The sequence below is a fragment of the Actinoplanes lutulentus genome, assembly GCF_003259845.1.
GTDB classification, from domain to species: domain Bacteria; phylum Actinomycetota; class Actinomycetes; order Mycobacteriales; family Micromonosporaceae; genus Actinoplanes; species Actinoplanes lutulentus.
The window spans coordinates 205442-226182 of sequence record NZ_QLMJ01000012.1; the positions used below are offsets into that span (position 1 = coordinate 205442).

At 69.9% G+C, this 20741-nt stretch carries 24 protein-coding genes; 14 read left to right on the plus strand and 10 right to left on the minus strand.

Annotated features, from left to right (window positions below):
• Nucleotides 1–2: 2 nt before the first annotated feature.
• Nucleotides 3–575, minus strand: coding sequence for a DUF3000 domain-containing protein (locus tag B0I29_RS25130; RefSeq protein WP_111651518.1), 573 nt, complete (start codon nt 573–575; stop codon nt 3–5).
• An 81-nt stretch (nt 576–656) separates the two neighbouring features.
• On the opposite strand from B0I29_RS25130, the gene hemE reads away from it, so the two are divergent.
• The 3 genes from hemE (at nt 657) to hemQ (ending at nt 3922) form a co-directional block, all read left to right on the plus strand.
• A complete protein-coding gene (gene hemE, locus B0I29_RS25135) occupies nt 657–1691 on the plus strand; it encodes a uroporphyrinogen decarboxylase (protein WP_111651519.1) in 1035 nt (344 codons plus the stop codon).
• A 132-nt stretch (nt 1692–1823) separates the two neighbouring features.
• Nucleotides 1824–3215: a protoporphyrinogen oxidase gene (gene hemG / locus B0I29_RS25140; protein ID WP_111651520.1), complete on the plus strand. Its 1392-nt coding sequence runs from the start codon at nt 1824–1826 to the stop codon at nt 3213–3215.
• The gene (gene hemQ / locus B0I29_RS25145; RefSeq protein ID WP_311733525.1) at nt 3212–3922 is read left to right on the plus strand and encodes a hydrogen peroxide-dependent heme synthase; all 711 of its coding nucleotides are present in this window, start codon (nt 3212–3214) and stop codon (nt 3920–3922) included. The genes hemG and hemQ overlap by 4 nt, the downstream gene beginning before the upstream one ends.
• A 293-nt stretch (nt 3923–4215) precedes the next feature.
• Here the strand turns inward: hemQ and B0I29_RS25150 are convergent, their stop codons facing one another.
• Complete coding sequence (locus B0I29_RS25150; RefSeq protein ID WP_111651615.1) at nt 4216–4662, minus strand: GNAT family N-acetyltransferase; 447 nt, start codon at nt 4660–4662, stop codon at nt 4216–4218.
• 82 nt (nt 4663–4744) lie between these two features.
• Here B0I29_RS25150 and B0I29_RS25155 point away from each other — a divergent pair, with 82 nt between their 5' ends.
• The 5 genes from B0I29_RS25155 to B0I29_RS25175 all read left to right on the plus strand — a co-directional run bounded on the left by B0I29_RS25155 (nt 4745) and on the right by B0I29_RS25175 (nt 9882).
• Nucleotides 4745–5020 carry an isoamylase early set domain-containing protein gene (locus B0I29_RS25155; protein ID WP_111651616.1) on the plus strand — a complete coding sequence of 92 codons (276 nt, stop codon included), beginning with the start codon at nt 4745–4747 and terminating at the stop codon, nt 5018–5020.
• Nucleotides 5021–5065: 45 nt separating this feature from the next.
• Complete coding sequence (locus tag B0I29_RS25160) at nt 5066–5866, plus strand: thymidylate synthase (RefSeq protein WP_111651521.1); 801 nt, start codon at nt 5066–5068, stop codon at nt 5864–5866.
• Nucleotides 5866–6342, plus strand: coding sequence for a dihydrofolate reductase (locus B0I29_RS25165; RefSeq protein ID WP_111651522.1), 477 nt, complete (start codon nt 5866–5868; stop codon nt 6340–6342). The genes B0I29_RS25160 and B0I29_RS25165 overlap by 1 nt, the downstream gene beginning before the upstream one ends.
• Before the next feature lie 121 nt (nt 6343–6463).
• A complete protein-coding gene (locus B0I29_RS25170) occupies nt 6464–7492 on the plus strand; it encodes a glycosyltransferase family 2 protein (RefSeq protein WP_111651523.1) in 1029 nt (342 codons plus the stop codon).
• Nucleotides 7492–9882, plus strand: a complete 2391-nt coding sequence (locus tag B0I29_RS25175; RefSeq protein ID WP_146616883.1) for a hypothetical protein — start codon at nt 7492–7494, stop codon at nt 9880–9882. Before B0I29_RS25170 ends, B0I29_RS25175 begins: the two co-directional genes overlap by 1 nt.
• Here B0I29_RS25175 and msrB read toward each other — a convergent pair.
• The gene (msrB, locus tag B0I29_RS25180; RefSeq protein WP_111651525.1) at nt 9879–10289 is read right to left on the minus strand and encodes a peptide-methionine (R)-S-oxide reductase MsrB; all 411 of its coding nucleotides are present in this window, start codon (nt 10287–10289) and stop codon (nt 9879–9881) included. The two genes, B0I29_RS25175 and msrB, sit on opposite strands and share 4 nt — an antisense overlap.
• A 63-nt stretch (nt 10290–10352) precedes the next feature.
• Here msrB and B0I29_RS25185 point away from each other — a divergent pair, with 63 nt between their 5' ends.
• The 3 genes from B0I29_RS25185 (at nt 10353) to ligD (ending at nt 12662) form a co-directional block, all read left to right on the plus strand.
• Complete coding sequence (locus B0I29_RS25185; protein ID WP_111651526.1) at nt 10353–10841, plus strand: hypothetical protein; 489 nt, start codon at nt 10353–10355, stop codon at nt 10839–10841.
• A 101-nt stretch (nt 10842–10942) separates the two neighbouring features.
• On the plus strand, nt 10943–11473 hold the full coding sequence (locus B0I29_RS25190; protein WP_111651527.1) for a hypothetical protein: 531 nt from the start codon (nt 10943–10945) through the stop codon (nt 11471–11473).
• A gap of 136 nt (nt 11474–11609) precedes the next feature.
• Nucleotides 11610–12662 carry a non-homologous end-joining DNA ligase gene (gene ligD / locus B0I29_RS25195; RefSeq protein ID WP_111651528.1) on the plus strand — a complete coding sequence of 351 codons (1053 nt, stop codon included), beginning with the start codon at nt 11610–11612 and terminating at the stop codon, nt 12660–12662.
• Here ligD and B0I29_RS25200 read toward each other — a convergent pair.
• Nucleotides 12651–13106 (minus strand): GNAT family N-acetyltransferase, encoded by a 456-nt coding sequence (locus B0I29_RS25200; protein ID WP_111651529.1) that lies wholly within the window; start codon nt 13104–13106, stop codon nt 12651–12653. The genes ligD and B0I29_RS25200 overlap by 12 nt on opposite strands.
• 56 nt (nt 13107–13162) lie before the next feature.
• Between B0I29_RS25200 and B0I29_RS25205 the strand changes: the two genes are divergently transcribed.
• Nucleotides 13163–13621 carry a potassium channel family protein gene (locus tag B0I29_RS25205; protein WP_111651530.1) on the plus strand — a complete coding sequence of 153 codons (459 nt, stop codon included), beginning with the start codon at nt 13163–13165 and terminating at the stop codon, nt 13619–13621.
• Here B0I29_RS25205 and B0I29_RS25210 read toward each other — a convergent pair.
• Both B0I29_RS25210 and B0I29_RS25215 read right to left on the minus strand, forming a co-directional pair.
• Nucleotides 13572–15098 carry an alpha/beta hydrolase gene (locus B0I29_RS25210; RefSeq protein ID WP_111651617.1) on the minus strand — a complete coding sequence of 509 codons (1527 nt, stop codon included), beginning with the start codon at nt 15096–15098 and terminating at the stop codon, nt 13572–13574. The two genes, B0I29_RS25205 and B0I29_RS25210, sit on opposite strands and share 50 nt — an antisense overlap.
• A 68-nt stretch (nt 15099–15166) precedes the next feature.
• Nucleotides 15167–16234: an ATP-dependent DNA ligase gene (locus B0I29_RS25215; protein ID WP_111651531.1), complete on the minus strand. Its 1068-nt coding sequence runs from the start codon at nt 16232–16234 to the stop codon at nt 15167–15169.
• A gap of 77 nt (nt 16235–16311) precedes the next feature.
• Between B0I29_RS25215 and B0I29_RS25220 the strand changes: the two genes are divergently transcribed.
• Together B0I29_RS25220 and B0I29_RS25225 are read left to right on the plus strand one after the other, a co-directional pair.
• Nucleotides 16312–17124: a MerR family transcriptional regulator gene (locus B0I29_RS25220; protein WP_111651532.1), complete on the plus strand. Its 813-nt coding sequence runs from the start codon at nt 16312–16314 to the stop codon at nt 17122–17124.
• 5 nt (nt 17125–17129) lie between these two features.
• Entirely contained in the window at nt 17130–18056 is a 927-nt protein-coding gene (locus B0I29_RS25225; RefSeq protein WP_111651533.1) for a transglutaminase-like domain-containing protein, read from the plus strand.
• A 121-nt stretch (nt 18057–18177) separates the two neighbouring features.
• Here B0I29_RS25225 and B0I29_RS25230 read toward each other — a convergent pair whose 3' ends face one another.
• From B0I29_RS25230 to B0I29_RS25245, 4 genes are all read right to left on the minus strand, one after another.
• Nucleotides 18178–18546: a DUF3037 domain-containing protein gene (locus tag B0I29_RS25230; protein ID WP_111651618.1), complete on the minus strand. Its 369-nt coding sequence runs from the start codon at nt 18544–18546 to the stop codon at nt 18178–18180.
• Nucleotides 18543–19265 carry a HipA family kinase gene (locus B0I29_RS25235; protein WP_111651534.1) on the minus strand — a complete coding sequence of 241 codons (723 nt, stop codon included), beginning with the start codon at nt 19263–19265 and terminating at the stop codon, nt 18543–18545. The genes B0I29_RS25230 and B0I29_RS25235 overlap by 4 nt, the downstream gene beginning before the upstream one ends.
• A gap of 81 nt (nt 19266–19346) precedes the next feature.
• A complete protein-coding gene (locus B0I29_RS25240) occupies nt 19347–19898 on the minus strand; it encodes a hypothetical protein (RefSeq protein ID WP_111651535.1) in 552 nt (183 codons plus the stop codon).
• A gap of 145 nt (nt 19899–20043) precedes the next feature.
• Complete coding sequence (locus tag B0I29_RS25245) at nt 20044–20673, minus strand: class I SAM-dependent methyltransferase (RefSeq protein ID WP_111651536.1); 630 nt, start codon at nt 20671–20673, stop codon at nt 20044–20046.
• Between the last annotated feature and the right edge of the window lie 68 nt (nt 20674–20741).

The following is a 20741-nucleotide window of genomic DNA, read 5'->3' on the forward strand; positions in this document are numbered from 1 at the left end:
TCTCAGCCGGCGGGGGCTCGGTGGCGGTCGGTCAGGGAAGACACACCGGGTGGGGGCAGGCCGGCTGTTGAGGCCAGCATTGTGCACCAGCCGCGAAGATGGGCACCGAAGTCGGTGGAGGTGGGCGTCCAGGAGGCGCGTACCTCCAGGTCCGCGGTGGGCGGCGGGCCGGCCAGCTCGCCGAAGCGGGTCGAGGCGGTCTGGGTGACAGTGCCGCCGATCGCCGTGTACGCCGCCTCGTAGTGCTCCAGGCCGTCGGTGAGCCAGGTCCACGCGACCGCCGGCAGCAGCGGATCGGTGGCCAGGTCCGACTCCAGCTCGGCGGTGATCAGCGTGACCAGGCGCAGGTCGCCGCGCCAGGCATCGTGGCCGTCCGGCTCGTGGAGCAGGATCAGCCGGCCGCTCGCCACCTCGTCCTCGCCGCGCAGGACGGTGGCGCTGAGGGCGAACGCGAATTTCGCGAGCCGCTGAGGCGGAGCGATCTCCTCAAGGAGGATCTCCGCCCACGGCGACTCCACGCGTAACCCGGCGACGGCGCGGGTGAACGCCTCGGGGGCAGGTGCGGGGGACGCCATAGGGGAAGACTAAGCCGATCTCAGTGCCCTCCGTGCTCGGCACGCCGCCGGGGACCAACACAGCCGTGGCACCATGGCCCGGTGACGGTTCTCGAAGACTCCCCCTTTGTCCGGGCGTGTCGCGGCCTTTCCAGCTCGCACACGCCGGTCTGGTTCATGCGGCAGGCCGGGCGTTCGCTCCCCGAGTACCGCAAGATCCGGGCGGGGGTCGGCATGCTCGAGTCGTGCCGCCGGCCCGAGCTGGTCACCGAGATCACTCTGCAGCCGGTGCGCCGGCACGACGTCGACGCGGCGATCCTCTTCAGCGACATCGTGGTTCCGGTCGCGGCGGCCGGGATCGACCTGGACATCGTGGCCGGCACCGGCCCGGTGGTCGCCGAGCCGATCCGCACCGCCGGTGACCTGGAGCGGCTGCGCCCGATCACGCCGGAGGACGTCGGCTTCGTCGCCGAGTCGGTGCGCCTGCTCGTCGCCGAGCTCGGTGCGACGCCCCTGATCGGTTTCGCCGGCGCGCCGTTCACGCTGGCCAGTTACCTGATCGAGGGCGGTCCGTCGCGGACGTACCTGAAGACCAAAGCCATGATGTACGGCCAGCCCGAGCTGTGGAACGCGCTGCTCACCCGGCTGTCCGAGATCACGCTGACGTTCCTGCGTACCCAGGTGGACGCCGGGGTGAGCGCGGTCCAGCTCTTCGACTCGTGGGCCGGCGCGCTCTCCGAGGCCGACTACCGGCAGTACGTGATGCCGCACTCGGCGGCTGTCCTGCGGGGTCTGCTCGGCGCGGGTGTGCCCCGGATCCACTTCGGTGTGGGTACCGCGGTGCTGCTCGAAGCGATGGGTGAGGCCGGCGCTGACGTGGTGGGCGTCGACTGGCGTACCCCGCTCGACGTGGCGACCAAGCGGATCGGCCCGGACCGGTCGGTGCAGGGCAACCTGGACCCGGCGATCCTCTTCGCCGGCTGGGAGACCGTGGAGCGGGAGGCCCGCCGGGTGCTCGCGCAGGGCGCGTCCGCGCCGGGGCACATCTTCAACCTGGGCCACGGCGTGATGCCGGAGACCGACCCGGAGATCCTGACCCGTCTGGTCGCGCTGGTCCACGACGTCTCGTCGCGCTGAGACCCCGGGCTGACCGGCCCGCGAAAGATAGGACCTGGGTCCCTGGTCGACCCGGACGCGAGGCTGGCAGGCTCGGATCACAGCGAACGACCCCGGCCACCGGCGGCCGGGTGGACCTGGGAGTGTGAAGGCGTGCGGAAGCGGATCGCGGTCATCGGTGGTGGCATCGCCGGCCTGGCGGCCGCCGTGCGGCTGCGCGACCGGCTCGGCGAGGACGCCGACATCACGGTGTTCGAGCAGGCCGGCGTTCTCGGCGGCAAACTGCGCACCGGTGATCTGGGCGGCCTCGCGGTCGAGCGTGGCGCCGAGTCGTTCCTGAACAGCGGTCCCGGCGGCACCGAGTCGGCAGCGGTGGCCCTGGCCCGGCGGCTCGGCCTCGGTGAGGCCCTGGTCCACCCGGCGAGACAGCCCGCGGCGCTGGCCATCGGCGGCCGGCTCACCCCGATCCCGGCGGGCACCCTGGTCGGTGTCCCCGGTGACCTGTCCACGCTGGACGGGGTGGCCCTGCCCGACGCCGGCTCCGACTCCGACACCGGCAAACCCCTGCTGGCGCCCGGCGAGGACGTCGCGGTCGGCGCCCTGGTCCGTTCGCGGTACGGCGACGAGGTGGTCGACAGGCTCGTCGACCCGATGCTCGGCGGGGTCTACGCGGGCCGCGCCGACCAGCTGTCGCTGCGTGTCACGATGCCGCAGCTGGCCCTGGCCGCCGAGACCGAGCACACCCTGCGCGACGCGGTCCGGTCCGCGCAGAGCAGCTCCCGGCGGGTTCCGGGCGCCCCCGTCTTCGCGGCCGTCGACGGCGGGATGAGCCGTCTCGTGTCGGCCGCCGCGACGGCGAGCCGGGCCCGGATCAGCCTCGGCCTGCCGGTTCGTGAGCTCAGCCGGCACGGCGACGGCTGGCGTCTGGTGCTCGGCCCGGTGCCGGCCCCGCAGGTCGAGGACGTGGACGCCGTGGTGCTCGCCATCCCGGCCGCACCGGCAGCCCGGCTGCTGGCCGGCCTCGCGCCGGAGGCGGCGCAGGCGGTCGGTGGTCTCGCCTATGCGAGCGTGGCGCTGGCCGGCCTGGCCCTGCCCCCGGGCACACCGCTGCCGGAGCTCTCCGGCTTCCTGGTGCCGCCCGGCGAGGGCACCCTGGTCAAGGCGGCCACGTTCTTCACCCGCAAATGGCCGCATCTGGACTCACCGGCCGGTCCGGTGATCGTGCGCGCCTCGCTGGGGCGGGCCGGCGAGGAGGATCGGCTCCAGCTCGACGACGCGGCGCTGCTGGCCCGGGCACACCGGGAGCTGTGCGCGCTGGCCGGCGTGGAGCTGCCGGCGCCTGCCGCGTCGTGGATCCAGCGGTGGGGTGGCGCCCTGCCGCAGTACGCACCCGGTCACGCCGACCGGGTCGCGCTGGCCCGGTCCGCGCTGCCGCCGGGCCTGGCGCTGGCCGGTGCGGCCTTCGACGGCGTCGGCATCCCGGTGTGTGTGGCCAGTGGTTCATCAGCGGCGGACTTCGTAGTTACGTTCTTGGAGGAACAGTGAGCGAGCAGGGCGAGCAGACCAACGCGGCGCGGATCAAGGAGCTGAACGCGACGATCCGTTACACCATGTGGTCGGTGTTCCGGGCGTCGTCGCCACTGCCGGCGCTGCGTGACGACATGTCCGGCGAGGTCGACACGCTCTTCGCGCAGCTCGCGGAGAAAGACGTGACGATCCGCGGCACCTACGACGTCTCCGGCCTGCGCGCCGACGCCGACGTGATGGTCTGGTGGCACTCGAGCTCACCGGACGCGCTCCAGGATGCGTACGGGTTGTTCCGGCGGACGGCGTTCGGTCGGCACCTGGAGCCGGTCTGGTCGCAGATGGCGCTGCACCGGCCGGCCGAGTTCAACCGCAGCCACCTGCCGGCGTTCCTGGCCGGTGAGGAGGCCCGGCCGTACATCTGCGTCTACCCGTTCGTCCGGTCCTACGAGTGGTACCTGCTGCCCGACGAGGAGCGCCGCCAGCTGCTGGCCGAGCACGGCAAGATGGCCCGGCCGTACCCGGACGTGCGGGCCAACACGGTCGCCTCGTTCGCGCTCGGTGACTACGAGTGGATGCTGGCGTTCGAGGCCGACGAGCTCCACCGCATCGTCGACCTGATGCGTGACCTGCGGGCGTCCGGCGCGCGGCGGCACGTGCGCGACGAGGTCCCGTTCTTCACAGGCCGCCGTCGCTCAGTCACCGACCTGGTGGCGAACCTGCCGTAAGCACCGGCCTCCCCGCCGAGCCCGGCGATCCGGCTGAGCCCTGCGACCTGGCCGGGCCTGGCCTGGCCGAGCCCTGCGACCTGGCCGAGCCGGGCCTGGCCTGGCCGAGCCCTGCGACCTGGCCGAGCCGGGCCTGGCCTGGCCTGGCGACCTGGCCGAGCCTGGCGACCTGGCCGAGCCCGGCGGCGCGGTGAGCGCTGTGAGCGTGACGGGGCGCCGGGGGCGGCGGCGGGTCGCGCCGGCGGAGTGGGCGTCAGGGGCGGTGCGTCACGGGCTCGGTCGTTGGCGCGTACTCAAGAGGGTTTTGACATGGGGATGTGCGGGATGCCGTCCTCCAGGTATTCGGGGCCGGTCTGCGCGAAGCCGAATTTGGCGTAGAAGTGGGCCAGGTGGGCTTGCGCGTGGAGGGCGCTCGGGCGGTTGCCGATGACGGTGAGCGCCTCGGTGAGCAGGCGGCCGGCCAGGCCCTGGCCTCGGGCGTCCGGGGCGGTGACCACCCGGCCGATCCGTTCGGCGTCATCGTCGGCCAGGATTCTCAGGTACGCGCGAATTTTGCCGTCGCGGGTGAACCAGAGGTGCCGGGTTCCGGGCTCGTCGTCCCGTCCGTCGAGATCGGGGTAGGCACAATTCTGTTCCACCACGAAGACGTCGGCGCGCAACCGCAGGATGGCGTAAAGAGTTGTGGTGTCGAGGTCGCGGAACGAGGCCACGCGGAGCTCGTCGTGCGGTTCCGGATGCATCGGCACAAGATACGCGGCGTGTCCTCACCTTCGGCCTGTTCCTGCCGTTATACGGATAAGGCTCGGCTTTGTGGAGGACGTCATGATCAAGCGCAGCAAGCTGTTCGGCAACAAGACCCGTGTGACGTTCAGCCTGCCGGCGAATGAGCCGGTCGGACGGGTCAGTGTCGTCGGTGATTTCAACAACTGGGAGCCGGGCCGCCATGAGCTGCAGACGCGGCGCAACGGCACGCGGACGGTGAGCGTTCCGCTCGACCCCGGCCATTATAAGTTCCGTTACCTGGCGAGCGACGGCGTCTGGCTGGACGACGAGCAGGCCGACGGTGTCGGTCCGAACGGCAGCGAAATCCGGCTGTGAAGGGCGGCAAGCCGGCCGCCTGAGAGCGGCGCTACCGTTCTCGGCATGTTCGTCGACACCCAGTACGAAGACCTGCTGCTGCGGGTGCTGAAAACCGGTACGCCCAAGAGTGACCGCACCGGGACCGGCACCCGCAGCCTCTTCGGCGAGCGTTTGAGGTACGACCTCTCCCAGGGGTTTCCGCTGATCACCACGAAGCGGGTGCACTTCAAGTCGATCGCCGTGGAGCTGCTGTGGTTCCTGCGTGGCGACACGAACGTGAGTTTTCTGCACGAGCACGGTGTGAGCATCTGGGACGAGTGGGCGGATTCGTCCGGTGAGCTGGGGCCGGTCTACGGGCATCAGTGGCGGTCGTGGCCGGGCAAGCACGGCGGCGAGATCGACCAGATGTCGGAAATTTTGGAGACTCTGCGGAAAAATCCGGACTCGCGGCGCATGCTCGTCTCCGCGTGGAACGTCGGTGACCTGCCGGAGATGGCCCTCGCGCCCTGCCACGCGCTGTTCCAGTTCTACGTGGCCGACGGCAAGCTCTCCTGCCAGCTCTACCAGCGCAGCGCCGACCTCTTCCTCGGCGTGCCGTTCAACATCGCGAGCTACGCGCTGCTCACCCGGATGGTCGCGGACCAGGCCGGCCTGATCCCCGGCGACTTCATCTGGGTCGGTGGCGACTGCCACATCTACGACAACCACATCGAGCAGGTCAGCGAACAGCTCGGCCGGGAGGCGTACGCCTTCCCGTCGCTGGAGATCGCCGAGCGGCCGAGCCTCTTCGAGTACGCGTACGAGGACTTCACCGTGGTCGACTACCGCCACCACCCGGCGATCAAGGGGGCCGTGGCGGTCTGATGACGATTCACATGATCTGGGCCCAGGCGAGGAACGGCGTGATCGGCGCTGCCGGGGAGATTCCGTGGCGGATCCCGGGGGAGCAGCGCCTCTTCAAGGAGCGGACCATGGGCTCCACTGTGGTGATGGGCCGCGCCACGTGGGACTCGCTGCCCGAGCGGGTCCGGCCGCTGCCGGGCCGCCGCAACGTGGTGCTGACCCGATCGCCCGGGTGGTCAGCCGAAGGAGCGGTTGTCGCCCACTCCCCGGACGAGGTCGTCGAGGACGACTTCTGGGTGATGGGAGGGGGCGAAATCTACGCCGCCTTCCTACCGCGGGCGGCACACCTGGTACGAACGACAATAGACTTCGATGCGGACGGCGACGCCTTCGCTCCGGAGATCGGTTCGGACTGGGAAACCACGTCGACGACCGGTTGGTTAACGGCCGAGATGGGGCAGCGTTACCGGATAGACGACTTGTTGCGACGGAGGTGACATCTCCCATTAGCGCGGCTTCGGTATTGTCCACGACCGTTGGCTGGCGAAGATCGTTCGCGTTGCGCGGGCGCACGTAAGCCATTTCGTACAGAGCCTTTCCTCCTGGGGGACCGGAAATATGCGACCTGACTTCGTGCTCGACTCACCGACCCTGTCGGTCGTGACGCCGATGTACAACGAGCGCGAGGCAGTGGATCACTTCGTGGCACGCCTGCGTCCGGTGCTGGACGGTCTGGGCGTCACCTACGAGGTGGTCGCGGTGGACGACGGCAGCCGAGACGCGACAGTGGCCCGCCTGCTGGAGCTGCGCCAGGACTGGCCGGCCCTGCGCGTGGTCAAGCTGCGGCGCAACGTCGGCCACCAGTCCGCCCTCGCCGCCGGCCTGCGGTCCGCCAAGGGTGACTACATCGTGAGCATCGACGCCGACCTCCAGGACCCGCCGGAGGCCATCGGCGAGATGCTGGAGAAGGCCCGCACCGAGGACCTGGACGTGGTCTACGGCGTCCGCAGCGACCGGAGCACCGACACGGTCTTCAAGCGCAACACCGCCGGCGTCTACTACTGGCTGATGCGCCGCCTCGTCGGCCCGCACCTGAGCGACCAGGCCGGCGACTTCCGCCTGATGAGCCGTGTGGTCGTGGACACACTCAACGACCTGCCCGAGCAGCAGCCGGTGTACCGCCTGATCGTGCCGTCGCTGGGTTTCGCGAGCGGCGAGGTCACCTACGTGCGCGCCGAGCGCGTCGCCGGCGAGACGAAATACCCGCTCACGAAGATGATCAAGCTGAGCGTGGACAGCGTCACGAACTTCTCCGCAGCGCCGCTCCGTGTCGCCACCTGGCTCGGTGTCGTCGCCTTCATGGTCTGCCTCGGCCTGATCGTCAGTGGCGTGGCGGCCTGGGGCTTCGGTGTTACCGTGCCGGGCTGGACGTCCCTCTACATCGCCGTGCTGCTGCTCGGCGCGGTTCAGCTCATCTGCCTGGGCCTGCTCGGCGAGTACGTGGGGCGAATCTACGCCGCGACCCAGAACCGCCCACGGTTCCTGGTCGCCTTCGACACGGATGAGCAGGAGCCCATGACCACGAAGCCGGAGATCGTCTCCCTGGAGACGGCGGCTGTACCGACCCAATTGGCCGCGCATCGGTGATGACGCACGAAGTCACCGAACACCCTTTAACTGAACAAACCGGGCCGGCCACCGCGGGGGTGGCCGGCCGTCGGCGCTGGTTCTCAAAAGGAATCTGGCCGTCTCCGGGGTGGCTGGCGCTGATCTTCGCGCTCGCCGTCTCGGTCGTGACGCTGACCTACTACGGCGTCACCGAGCGCGACCTGATCACCTTCTCGGCGTACTCCCTGTTCTGCGTGACGCTGCCCGGCACGCTGATCTGGCGGGCTCTGCAGGGCCGCGCCGGGTTCCTTCCTCTGGACGCGGCCTTCGGTACGACCGTGGGCTTCGCGGTCGAGCTGCCGGTGTACATGCTGGCCCGGCAGGCCGACCAGCCGTTCGCCGTGCTGGCCTGGCCGATCATCACGATCGTCGCGTTCATCGCGGTGCCGCGCCTGCGGAAGTTCTGGCGGGGCAACCGGGAGCGGATGTCCGCCGGCGCCGCCTGGTCGGCCGCCCTCGGCACCTCGTTCACCCTGGTCAGCACCGCGTTCTCGTCGTTTCGGTACAACTCGCTCAACGAGCCGTACCAGGCCGTCATGCACGTGGACTTCCCGTTCCAGTTCGCGCTGGTCGGCGAGTTCAAGCACGACGTGCCGCTGAACACGCCCTGGGTGACCGGTGTGGACCTGGTCTACCACTGGTACGTCTACGCGCACGGCGCGGCGGCGAGCTGGATCAGCGGCGTCGAGCCGCAGGTCCTCATCATGCGGCTGCTGCCGATCCCGATGATCGCCGCGTTCATGCTTGTCGTCATCGCGCTGGCGCACCGGATCACCGGCCGCTGGTGGCCGGGCAACCTCGCGATCGGCCTGATGCTGCTGGCGCCCGTGACGGTCCCGTGGGCCTGGACCAGCCGGCCGATGGACTCGATCGTGTTCATCGACAACCTCTGGGTCAGTCCGACACAGACGTTCGCGGCGCTCTTCTGCATCGTGGCGATCTACGTGCTGTGCGGCATCTTCCAGGCTGACGAGGGCAAACAGCGGCGCCGGCCGCTGCCGTGGATCGTGCTGACCCTGCTGATCGGCGCGATGGCCGGGGCGAAGGCCACGTTCGTACCGATGCTGATCTGCGGTCTTCTGCTCGCGCTCGGGCTGCGGGTGATCCGGCTGAAGCTGCCCGGGCCGGAGCTGCCGGCGCTGCTGATCGCCGGCGCGTGGCTGGCGTTCGCGCAGCTGGTCCTCTACGGATCCGGCTCGCAGGGCACCGAGGTCAACCCACTGCAGACGGTCAAGTACTCGACGCTCGGCCGTGCCGTCATGGGCACCCAGAACGCGATCAACGACTGGGGAATCCTCTGGGCGATGAGCGGGATCTCGCTGGGCGCCTGCCTGTTCGGCTGGGCCTGCATGGCGGGGCTGTTGCGCCGGGGATGGCGTACCGATCCGATCGTGCACGTGATGGCCGGGTTCGCGATCTCCGGGCTCGGTGCGCTCTACATCCTGGCGCATCCGGGGCTGAGTCAGACGTACTTCGGCCGGTCGGCTACTCCGTACCTGGGCATTCTGGCCGCCCTCGGCCTTGCCGCCCTGCTGCCCAAGGGCAAGCGGGTGCCGCGCCGGTTCTTCGCGGTCGCCGTGCTCGGGGTGGCCGGCGGGGTGACCGCGCTCCAGCTGATCCGCAACGGCGTCGGCAAGCAGGGTCCCATCTCGCCACTGGCGAGCTGGACCGTGGAACAGGCGACCCTGCCGTACGTGATGCTGCTCCAGGCGGTCGCCGTCGTCGCCGTGCTGACCGCGGTGATCGGGGTGATCGTCCGGCTGCGCCGCTCGCACGTGCTGGCGGTCGCGACGCTCGCGGTGTCGTCGGTCGCGGTCACCAGCGGTGTGCTGATCAACCAGGGGATCGTGGACTCGCTGTTCTCCGGTCAGCCGCAGCGGGACATCGTGGCGCCGGGCAACTTTTTCGCGATGCCGCCCGGCGCGATCGACGCGGGCCGGTGGCTGCGGGACAACTCGCGGCCCCGCGACCTGGTGGCGACGAACAGCCATTGCCGTGCCCAGATCAGCCCGTGCGACAGCCGGGACTTCTGGCTGGCCGCGTTCTCCGAGCGGCAGGTCTTGCTGGAGGGCTGGAGTTACACCGAGCCGGCGTTCGCCACCGGCACCATCTGGGACCGGACGTTGTATCGCAGCCACTTCTGGGACCCGGCCCTGCTGAACCGCAACGACGAGATCTTCGTGGACCCGACCGCGGAGCGGGTGAACTCGTTCACCGCCGACCACGGTGTGCGGTGGCTGGTCGCGGTCGGTACCACCCAGATCCCCGACCCGGAGGCCAAGGGCGAGATCTGGGCCAGCCCGGAGCTGGCCCAGTTCGCGACCGAGCGTTACAAAGCCGGTGATGTCACCGTGTACGAAGTGCGTTAGTCCTTTTTCGGCTCCAGCCGGATGGACAGGCTGTTCACACAGTGCCGCGTGTTCTTCGAGGTGAAGCCCTCACCTCGGAACACGTGGCCCAGGTGTGAGTCGCAGCGCGCGCACCTGATCTCGACACGCAGCATCCCGGCGCTGCGGTCCTCGATCTCCTTGACCGCACCCGGGATGGCGTCGTCGAACGACGGCCAGCCGCAGTGGCTGTCGAACTTGGTGTCGCTCGGGTAAAGCTGTGCGCCGCAGGCGCGGCAGTCGTAGATGCCTTCGGTCTTGGTGTCCACGTACTCGCCGGTCCACGGCGCCTCGGTGCCCGCCTCGCGGAGCACCCGGAACTCGGCCGGGGAAAGGCGGATCCGCCACTCGTCCTCGGTGGCCGGCAGCGTGGTCTCATCGGTTGCCATGCCATCAACGGTACGTCGCACCCGGCGTGCGCCCGCCGGGTCCGCGGACACGTTGAGCCTTCTATGGAAGCCGCATCCCCGTCGACGTTCCGGCCGACCTGGCAGCAGGCACTTGGCCACGGTCTCTACCTCGGCGCGCTCTGCGCTGTGGCGGGTGTCACCACGGGGGCGATAGCGGCTCTCGCCCACCCGGGCGTAGCAGGGGCGCCGGGGTGGGTGTGGGCGGCGATCCTGGTTGTTCCGCTGCTGCTCGGAGCCGTTCTCGGCCTGGCGGCGGGCCGGCGCACCGGCGTCGAGGTGGGCGGGCGCGGCATCCGTTCGTCGTCACTGCTGGGCGAGGACACCGCGCCCTGGAACCAGGTCGTCGACCTGCGCGCCGAACGTCGTGGCCGGCGCACCGTCGTCTCGGTCTACCTGGAGTCCGGCGACAGCGTTCAGCTGCACGCACCGTACAGCGGGGGCTTCTTCGCCGCAGATCCCCAGTTCGAGCTCAAGGTGTTTGCTCTGTCCCATTTGTGGCGAAGTCACCGTTTTGGTGGTCTTCCGAGTTGAAGACCCGCCGAGGGATGTTTCCGGGTAAAACGGGCAATCCCCGCTAAGCTCCCGTGCGAACATGGAACGTACCTCAAGCGACAGATCGGATACTTCCTCTCATGAGCTTCTCGCGTCGGCTGACCGCCGGACTTCCTGCGGTCGGCGTCACCGTCCTCGCCGCTCTGGCCCTCAGCGGGTCGCCGGCAAGCGCTGCGACCGAAGTCAGCCAGGTTGGCTACCCGTCAGTCAAGACCAGCTCTGAGCCCGTCCGGGGTGCCGACGGTTACGGCGCCGGCACCGCGAACGAGGTTCCCGCCACCACGGCGCCGACCACCGTGCCGGCCACCACCACCGCGGCCACCGAGGCGCCCGACACCACCACCGGCACCCGCGGCAACCCGGGTTACGGCGGCGAGAGCCCGGCTCCGAGCAGCCCGGCGCCGTCGGCCAGCGAAGAGGTTCCCGGCGGCACGCTCGCCGAGACCGTCACCCCGGCGCCGAGCGTCTCCACCGCGGGCGCGGGTGTCAGCTCCGGCAGCACCCTGCCGGTCACCGGCGCCCCGCTCGCCGGGACGATCGCGCTCGGTGGCCTGCTGGTCGCCGCCGGCAGCTCGGCCGTCTGGTACACCCGGCGTCGCCGCACCGCCTGACCCTGAAGATCGCTGAAGGCCGCCCGGCTGTCGTTCCGGGTGGCCTTCGCGGCGTTCTGCGGGCTGTTCGTGCTTCTCCAGGCTGGTCGTGCGTCTCCGGGCTGTCGGGTGACGTCGCGGGGCATAGGGTCGGAGCATGCCGAAAGCCGCCGCGGAAGAGATCGAAGTCGCCGGCCACACCGTGCGTCTCTCCAGCCCCGACAAGGTCATGTTCCCGGACAAGGGATACACGAAGCGAGACGTCTTCGAGTACTACCTGGCGGCCGGCGACGGCATCCTGCGTGCGCTGCGGAATCGGCCGACCACGCTGCAACGTTTCCCCGACGGACTGGCCGGCGAGACGTTCTTCCAGAAGCGGATCCCCACCCGCGGTGTTCCCGAGTGGATCCAAACCTCCAAGATCAAATTCCCGAGCAATCGTACGGCGGACGAGCTCTGCCCCGCCGATCTGGCCCACGTGGCCTGGGCGGCGCAGATGGGTACCGTGGTCTTCCACCCGTGGCCGGTCCGTGGCACCGCTCCGGACAACCCCGACGAGCTGCGCCTTGACCTCGATCCGCAGCCCGGCCTCGGCTTCGCCGACGTGGTGGCGACCGCCGAGGTCGTCCGTGAGGTGCTGAGCGATCTGGGCTGGATCGGCTTCCCGAAGACGTCCGGCGGCCGGGGTGTGCACGTCTACGTCAGGATCGCCCCGCGCTGGTCCTTCGTCGAGGTGCGGCGGGCGGTCATCGCCCTGGCCCGGGAGATCGAGCGCCGCAACCCGGCCGGCATCACCACCTCCTGGTGGAAGGAGGAGCGCGGCGACCGGGTGTTCCTCGACTACAACCAGATGGCTCGGGACCGGACCATCGCGTGTGCGTACTCGCTGCGGGCCAACGCCCGGGCCACCGTCTCCACCCCGGTCACCTGGGAGGAACTGGGTCAGGTCGAGCCGGATGACTTCGATCTGCGTACCGTGCCGGCCCGGATCGCGTCGGTGGGTGACCCGCACGCCGCGATCGACGACGTCGAGCACGACATCACGCCGCTGCTGGAGTGGGTCGAGCGTGACGAGAAGGCCGGGCTGGGCGACCTGAACTATCCGCCTGATCACCCGAAGATGCCGGGCGAGCCGCCTCGGGTGCAGCCCAGCAAGATGAACCACGCGAACTGGGAGTCCTCGTCCTCGCCTTCGTCGTCAGAGGGCTAGCTTGAAGCCTTCGTGGGACGCGGTGAAGCCGAGCTTCGCGTAAAAGCGGTGAGCGTCGGTGCGGCGCTTGTCGGTGGTCAGCTGCACGATCCGGCAGCCGCGCTCGCGGGCGCGCTCGACCGTCCAGCGGATCAGGTCGCCGCCGAGACCACGGCCGCGCTGGTCGGCGCGGATCCGGACCGCCTCGATCAGCAGGCGCTCGGCGCCGCCGCGGCTCAGCCCCGGGATGAACGTGAGCTGGCAGGTCCCGACGATCTCCTGGTCGTGCACCGCCACGATCAGCTCGTTGCGGTCGTCGGCGTCGATCGCCTCGAACGCCGCCCAGGTCGCGGCGTCCACCTGCTCCGGCACCGTACCGAACCCCCGTTGCCGGGTGATCTCGTCATCGGCCAGCAGGTCGAGAACGGCGGGTACGTCGGCGCGGGTGGCGATCCGGAAATCCATGATCCTTACCCTGTCACGGGCTGTCGCGAGGTGCTCACCTCGGGCACGATGACCTCATGCATGTGCTGCTCACGCTGCCGCGATGGGTTTACCGGGGTGTGGTCTGGCTGGCCAACTCGCCGAAGAAGCTCCTGCTCGCGTACACGATCCTGATCGCGGTCTGCGGGTCCCTCTACAACGTCTTCGAACCGGACACGTCGTTCGGCGACTCGATCTGGTGGGCCGTGGTCACCGCGTCCACCGTCGGGTACGGCGACATCTCGCCTGCGACGCTGCCGGCACGGCTGATGGCCGCGCTGCTCATCTCGACCATGGTGCTCCTGGTGATCCCGCTGATCACGGCGCATTTCGCCAGCAAGCTGATCGTCGACACCGACGCGTTCCGGCACGAGGAGCAGGAGGAGCTGAAGGCGAACCTGCGCGAGTGCCGCCGGCTGCTGGAGGAGCTGACGGCCCGTCAGAGCGTCAGCGTGCCGGACAGCGCAGGCCCTCCGGGAACATCTTCAGATCGATGAGATAGTTGTCGACCGCCTCGACGATGCAGTCGGTCGACGGGTACGCCGTGTGGCCCTCGCCCTCCCACGTCAGCACGTGGCCGACGCCGAGCATGGTCGCCAGGTCCGCGGTGTTCTCGTACGGCGTGGCCGGGTCGCCGGTGGTGCCGACCACCACGATCGGCGGCGCGCCCTTGGCTGCCTCCGCCGGGTACGGGTCCCGCTTGCCCGTCCAGTACGTGCACGGCAGCATGCCGATGGCGAGGGCCGCGCCGAACATCGGGTACTTGGTGCGCCACTCGGACTGCAGCTTGCGTACCTCGGCCACGGTCGGGGCGTCCTCGGTGTCCGCGCAGTTCACCGCGATGTTGGCGTCGAACAGGTTGGAGTAGCTGCCGTCCTGCTTACGCTCGGTGTACTGATCGGCGAGCTTGAAGATGCCCTCGGCGTCACCCTGCTGGAGGCCGTCGATCGCCTCGGCCAGGCTGGTCCAGCCGGACTCGGTGTACAGCGACGAGATGATGCCGATGAAGACCCATCCCGCTGTCGCCTCACGGCCGTCGATTGCGCGTACCGGAGAGGTCCTTGATTTGGACAGTGCGTCGGTGACCGCGCCTCGCGCGTCGGGCGCGATGGGGCACTTGGCCGGCGTCTTCGTGCACCAGGCGGTGAAATTCGTGAACGCCCGCTCGAAGCCCTTGGCCTGCGCCTCGGAACCCTGCACGTAGGTCTCGGTCGGGTCGACCGCGCCGTCGAGCACGAGCGCGCGGATCTTGTCCGGGAAGAGCTGGGCGTAGGTGGCGCCGAGCAGCGTGCCGTAGGAGAAGCCCAGGTAGGTAAGCTTCTCGTCGCCGACCGCCTCGCGCAGCGCGTCCACGTCGTGAGCGGCCTGCTCGGTGGAGAAGTACGGCAGCTGGTCGCCGTATTTCTGCGCGCAGCCATCGGCGATCTTCTTGTTCAGCGCGGCCAGCTCGTCGAAGGCGGCCTGGCTCACCGGGTCCTGGTCAGCGCCGAAACTGGCGTCCTGGTCGGCGGTGCTGATGCATTTCACCGGGTCCGAGCGGCCGACGCCGCGCGGATCGAAGCCGATGATGTCGAACTGGTCGGTGATCTCGGTCGGCAGGCCGCCGAGAGTCGGGCCGAAGGAGAGGTAGACCGCGAGGTCGATGCCCGAGCCGCCGGGGCCGCCGGGGTTCAGCAGGAGTGATCCGATTCGGTCGCGCTGGCTATCCGACCGGATGCGGATCATCGCCACCTCGTAGGTCTCGCCGTTGTTCGGCGAAGCCCAGTCGCGGGGCACGGCCAGCGAGGCGCAGTCGTACGACATCCCGCTCGCGGCGCGCCCGACCAGGTCGCGGGGCACGCTGGAGCAGGTCTGCCAGTCGAGCGTGCCGCCGGTCACCGCGGGGCTCGGATCCGTCCCGCCCGGTGTGGCCGGTTCGTCGGCGCCGTTCGGCGCGAAAGTGGGCAGGGTGCACCCCGACAACGACATGATCATCACGGCGAGGAGTGCGACGAAGCGGCGAGACACAGAGCGACCCTATCCGGTGAATTCGAGCGCTGCGGTCAGCGGCCGTTGAGGACGTCCGCGAGATCGAATCGCACCGGGCGTTCCAGCTGCTCGTACGTGCAGGTCGCGGGTTCCCGGTCGGGCCGCCACCGTTCGAACTGGGCGGTGTGCCGGAAGCGGACGCCCTCCATGTAGTCGTAGCGGACCTCGACCACCCGCTCCGGGCGCAGCGGCGTGAAGGAGAGGTCCTTGCCGTTGTTCCACCGGCTGCCCTCGTTCTTGCGCGGGGTGCGCTCGCCCTGCTCCTGCGCCGCCCAGTTCCACGGGTGGCCCTCGAACGTGGTGACCAGCGGCTGGAGCTCGGCGAACAGCTCCTCGCGGACCGCCATCGGGAACGAGCCGATCACGCCGACCGAGGCGAGCACGCCACGCTCGTCGTGCAGGCCGAGCAGCAGTGATCCGATCCGGTCAGGTCCGGACTTGTGCACGCGGTACCCGGCGACCACGCAGTCCGCCGTCCGCTTGTGCTTGATCTTGAACATGACCCGCTTGTCGGGCTGGTAGACGATGTCCCGTGGCTTGGCGATGAGACCGTCCAGGCCGGCGCCCTCGAACTGCTCGAACCACCGTTTCGCCTCTGTCGTGTCGTCGGTGGCCGGGGTGACGTACACCGGTGGTTTCGCGTCCTTGAGCGCCTCCACCAGTCGTTGCCGCCGGGTCTCGAACGGCAGCTCGGTGAGGTCCTCGTCGCCGAGCGCCAGCAGGTCGAACGCCACGAAACTGGCCGGAGTCCGCTCAGAGAGCAGGTTGACCCGGCTGGCCGCCGGGTGGATGCGCTGCTGGAGAGCCTCGAAGTCGAGCGTGTTCCGCTCGGTGTCGGCGACGATCACCTCGCCGTCGATCACCGCTTTCTCCGGGAAGTTCGCCAGGACGGCCTGGACCACCTCAGGGAAGTACCGGGTCATCGGCTTCTCGTTGCGGCTGCCGATCTCCACCTCGTCGCCGTCCCGGAAGATGATCGACCGGAACCCGTCCCACTTGGGCTCGTAGATCTGTCCCGGTGGGATGTCGGCGACGGGCTTGGCGAGCATCGGCTTGACCGGTGGGCTGAGCGGCAGCTGCATCCGCCCAGTGTGCCCGCAAATCTTTCCGGCGGAAGTCCCTTTACTCGTCCCCTGGGGCAGGGTTCACCATCGATCGCATGATGACCATCGGGGAGTTCAGCAGGCGAGCGGGTCTTTCCGTCAAGGCGTTGCGGCTCTACGAGGCCTCCGGCCTGCTCCCACCCGCTGACGTGGACACCGCCAGCAGCTACCGGCGCTATTCCGCCGGCCAGCTCGACCGGGCCGCCCGGATCAGCCTGTTGCGCCGCCTCGGCATGCCGATCGCCGTGATCGGCGAGCTGCTCGACCTGCCCGACGCCGAGGCCGGCCGCCGGCTGGACCGCTGGTGGGCGGGGGAGGAGGCGGCGTTCTCCGCCCGGCGGGAGAGTTACACCTGGCTGCGCACCCGGCTGGCGCACGGCGACGAGCCGGACCAGGTCTACCCGGTGCGGGTCGTGCTGCTGCCCGCGCGCAAGGTGGCGAGCCTGCGGTTCGAGGTGGACCAGGAAAATCTGGTGCCCGAGATGAGCGCCGCCGAGTGGGAGATCCGGCGCCACCTCGACGACCAGCGTGCCGTCACGACCGGCGAGCACTGGGTGATCTACGAGCGCGCCGTCACGCCGGAGAGCGAGGCGCCGATCGAGGTCTGCGTGCCGTTCAGCGGCTCGGTCGAGCCGGCCGGCCGCATCACCATCCGCCTGGAGCCCGAGCGGCTGGTCGCGTTCGCCGAGGTCACCCGGGACGACTGCTTCTATCCACGCATCACCCAGGCCTACGAAGCGGTCCATCAGCACGTCACCGCCGCGGGCGTGATCCTCACCGCGCCACCACGAGAGATCTATCTGGACAGCTGGGACCGGCTCGGCGGCGCTGACCCGTTCGTGCACGTCGCCCAGCCTTATGAAGGGTGAGAGAGATGGACTACACGCGACAGACCGCGTTCTCCGACCCGGGCCGGCACCGTGACCGGCTCACCGCGCTGCCCGGCGACATCGCCGGCATTGGCGCGGTCGTCCGTAACGTGCTGGTGCACTACCGTGCCTCCGGCCTCGACTTCCCGCCGGACCGGCTCGCCGAGATCGACAATCGGTGGGTCTCGCGCATCCTCGACAGCTTCCCGTTCGACGGCCCGCTGTCCACCCCCTGCCCGGAGCAGGACCGGGTGGTGGGCTGTTGCCGTGACTACACGCTGGTCTCGGTGGCGGCGCTGCGGGCGCACGGTGTGCCGGCGCGCAGCCGGATCGGGTTCGCCGATTACTTCGACGCGGGCTTCCACGGTGACCACGTGATCGTGGAGTGGTTCGACGGCTCTCGCTGGGTCGCCACGGACACCCAGCTTGATCCCGGTGCCGGCTTTCCCGTCGACGTCCTTGACGTGCCGTTCGGCCCGGGCGGTCTGCGCACCGCGGCGCAGGCCTGGCGCGCTTTCCGGCGCGAGGAGGACGACCCCCTTCGGTACGGTGTCGGCCCCGGCTCACCGATCCGCGGCCCGCTGATGATCCGGCACTACGTGCTGGCCGAGCTGGCTCACCGGATGGGTGACGAGCTGCTGCTCTGGGATCTCTGGGGAGACTCACTGGCCGGCCTCGGCCCGGAGCCTTTCCTGGAGACCTGGGCGAGTGTGCCGCCGGACTGGCCGGGCGACGACCCGGAGCTGATCGACGAGATCGCCGACCTGTTGCTCGCCGCGGACGCCGGCGACCAGCCCGCCGAGCGCAAGCTGGCCGAGCGTTACGCGACCGACCCGCGCCTGTACCCGGGCGACGTGATCAGCTGCCATTCCCCACGGGAGGTGGTCTACGAGGTCGACTTGCGGTGGGGACGCTTTGCCCCTGTGCCCTGAGGCCGCGCTGCCCCGAGGCTGTGCGCTGGCCTGGGGGCTGGGCGCTGGTCTGCGGGCTGGGCGTTGGTCTGGGGCCGCGCGGGGGTCTGAGGCTGGGTGGTCTGGCGGCTGTCTGGCCGGTTCAGCGGACCAGGAGGTCGACGAGGCGCTCCAGTTCGGCGGCGGCGTCGGTGGCCAGGCCCATGTGGACCGGGCCGGCCCGCAGGATGGTGCTGCGGGGTGCGACGAGCCAGCGGAACCGCTCGCCGAGGCGCATGCCGGCGGACGGACCGCCGCCGGCGCAGGTCTTGCCCCACGCGTCGAGGGCGGCGCGGATCGCCGGGACGTCAGCCTCCGGGTGGATCGCCCGGAGCCGGTCCTCGTCCAGGTGGGTGTGGGCGTCCAGGAAATCCTGGCGCTGGCAGTACAGCACCACACCGACATTGATCAGCTCGCCGCGTTCGATGCGCGGAACGGCCTGGATGACGGCGTACTCATATGGGATCTTCACGGCAGCCACGCCTCCGGCTGTGCGGCCCGCTGCGTGAGGTGATCGAGGTACGCGTCCCGGCCGCCGTCCTCCAGCCACTCCTCCGGCACCAGCTCCAGCACCTCGGCCAGCAGCTCCGGGGTGATCCGCTCAGCCAGCCGGGGGCCTTCGGTCGCCAGCTCGGTGGCGTACTGCTTGAGCACGTGGTCGTCCCAGCGGTACGGCCGGTGCACGACGGCGGCGGCACGGGCCCAGTTGTGGTGGAAATAGAGGGTGGCACCGTGGTCGATGAGCCAGAGCCCGCCGTGCCACATCAGCAGATTCGGGTTGCGCCAGCTGCGGTCGACGTTCTCCACGAAGGCGTCGAAGGCCAGCACGCGGCTGGCGAGGCCCGGTTCGATCGGGTGGGCGTTCGGGTCGTAACCGAGTGCGCCGGGCAGGAAATCCATGCCGAGGTTGCTGCCGGCGCTCGCCTTGATGAGCTCCTGCACCTCTTCGTCCGGCTCGGCGCGGGCCACCACCGGGTCGAGCTCCACCCGGGCCAGCTCCGGCATCGGCAGCCCCAGCCGCCGGGCCAGCTCGCCGGAGATCACCTCGGCGACGAGCGCCTTGGGTCCCTGGCCGGCTCCACGGAACTTGACCACATAGGTACCGAGGTCATCAGCCTCGACAACACCGGGAAGGGAGCCGCCCTCCCGTAAAGGGGTGACATATCGAATAGCCGTGACCTGACGAAGCACGCCGCCAACCCTACGGCCGCCATTGTGCGCGATGGCCCGCGCCTGCCCTTTCGGGCCCGGCGCGGGCCAGCGGGGCTGCTGTCAGGCGTCGGGGCCCTGGCGGCGTAGTTCGTCGACCTTGGTCATTGCGCTGCGCAGTTCGCCCAGCCAGTCCTCGGTGTGGCTGCCGACCAGCTTGACGCACCAGGCGAGGGCCTCGGAGCGGGAGCGGGCCACGCCGGCGTCGACCAGGGTGTCGAGGACCTGGCGCTCCGGCTGGCGCAGGCGGGTCATCACCGGCGCTGCCAGATGGGTGAACAGGTCGGAGGTGTCGCCGCAGCGTGCGCCCCAGGCGACCTTGCGCTGGTAACGGTGCTCGACCTGGCGGGCGACCCGGATCCGGCCGTCGCGGGTGTCCTCCCGGAACTGGGCGATCCGCCCGGCCTGACCGGCGGCCTGGTCGGCGTCGGTCGCCTCGGCGGCCAGCTCGGGCGGGGCCAGCCGGCCCCAGATGATGATCTCGTCACGGTCCACGACGATCTCGGGCGGCTCGGTGAACCAGCCGTCCGGGATCGCGCCTGTCACCCAGGCGGGAGCGTCGTCGGCGCTGGGCGGTTCGGTCCGTCCACCGGGTGGGCTCATTCGGATTCGCATGTCAACCTCCCCAGAGGTAGTGCCGGGCCAGCCTTGCGGCAGACCCCAATGGCCGGCCCTGCGACCGACCCGAGCACTTACTTGATTACATGCTTACACCGTTGCTGGGGCACAGTGACACCCTTGTTCGCGCTGAGCGGATCTGTCAGGGGATCAGTTGCCAGACCGTTGTGGAGCGGACCGGGACTGATTCGAGGGCTTCGGAGACCGGGACCTCGTACGTGGCTCGTTTGATCAGGCCCTCCGGGAGATAGGCGCGGCCGGGGTCGCCCACCAGCACCAGTGAGCCTCGGCCGGCTGCCCGGCGCAGGAACGGCAGGACCCGGGCGGTCATCTCGCGGCTGTAGAAGACGTCGCCGGCCAGGACCACGCCGTACTTCTCGTCGCTGTCCAGGAGGTCGGCCTCGACCGTCTCCACGCGTACGTTGTTGGCCTTCGCGTTGGCCTCGGTGGCCGCCAGCGAGAGCGGATCGATGTCGTTGGCCGTGACCGGGGACGCGCCGGCTCGGGCGGCGGCCACCGCGACCAGGCCGGAGCCGGTCGCCAGGTCCAGCACGCTGCGGCCGGCCACCAGGTCCGGGTCGTCGAGGATGTGCCGGGCCAGCGCCTGCCCGCCGGCCCAGGCGAAGGCCCAGAACGGTGGTGGCTGTGAGGTCCCGGCCGCCTCGGTGGCCTCCCAGAGCGCGATCGGCTCCTCGGCCTGCCACAGGGCGATCTCGGGGATGAAAGGGACCGGCGCGAGCACGGTATGGGCCTGCAGGAACTCCGATAGCACCTCCCGATTGTGCCGCTATCGCTCAGTCTCGCGGCGATCGGGCCGATCAGGCCCACATATACGTGCGA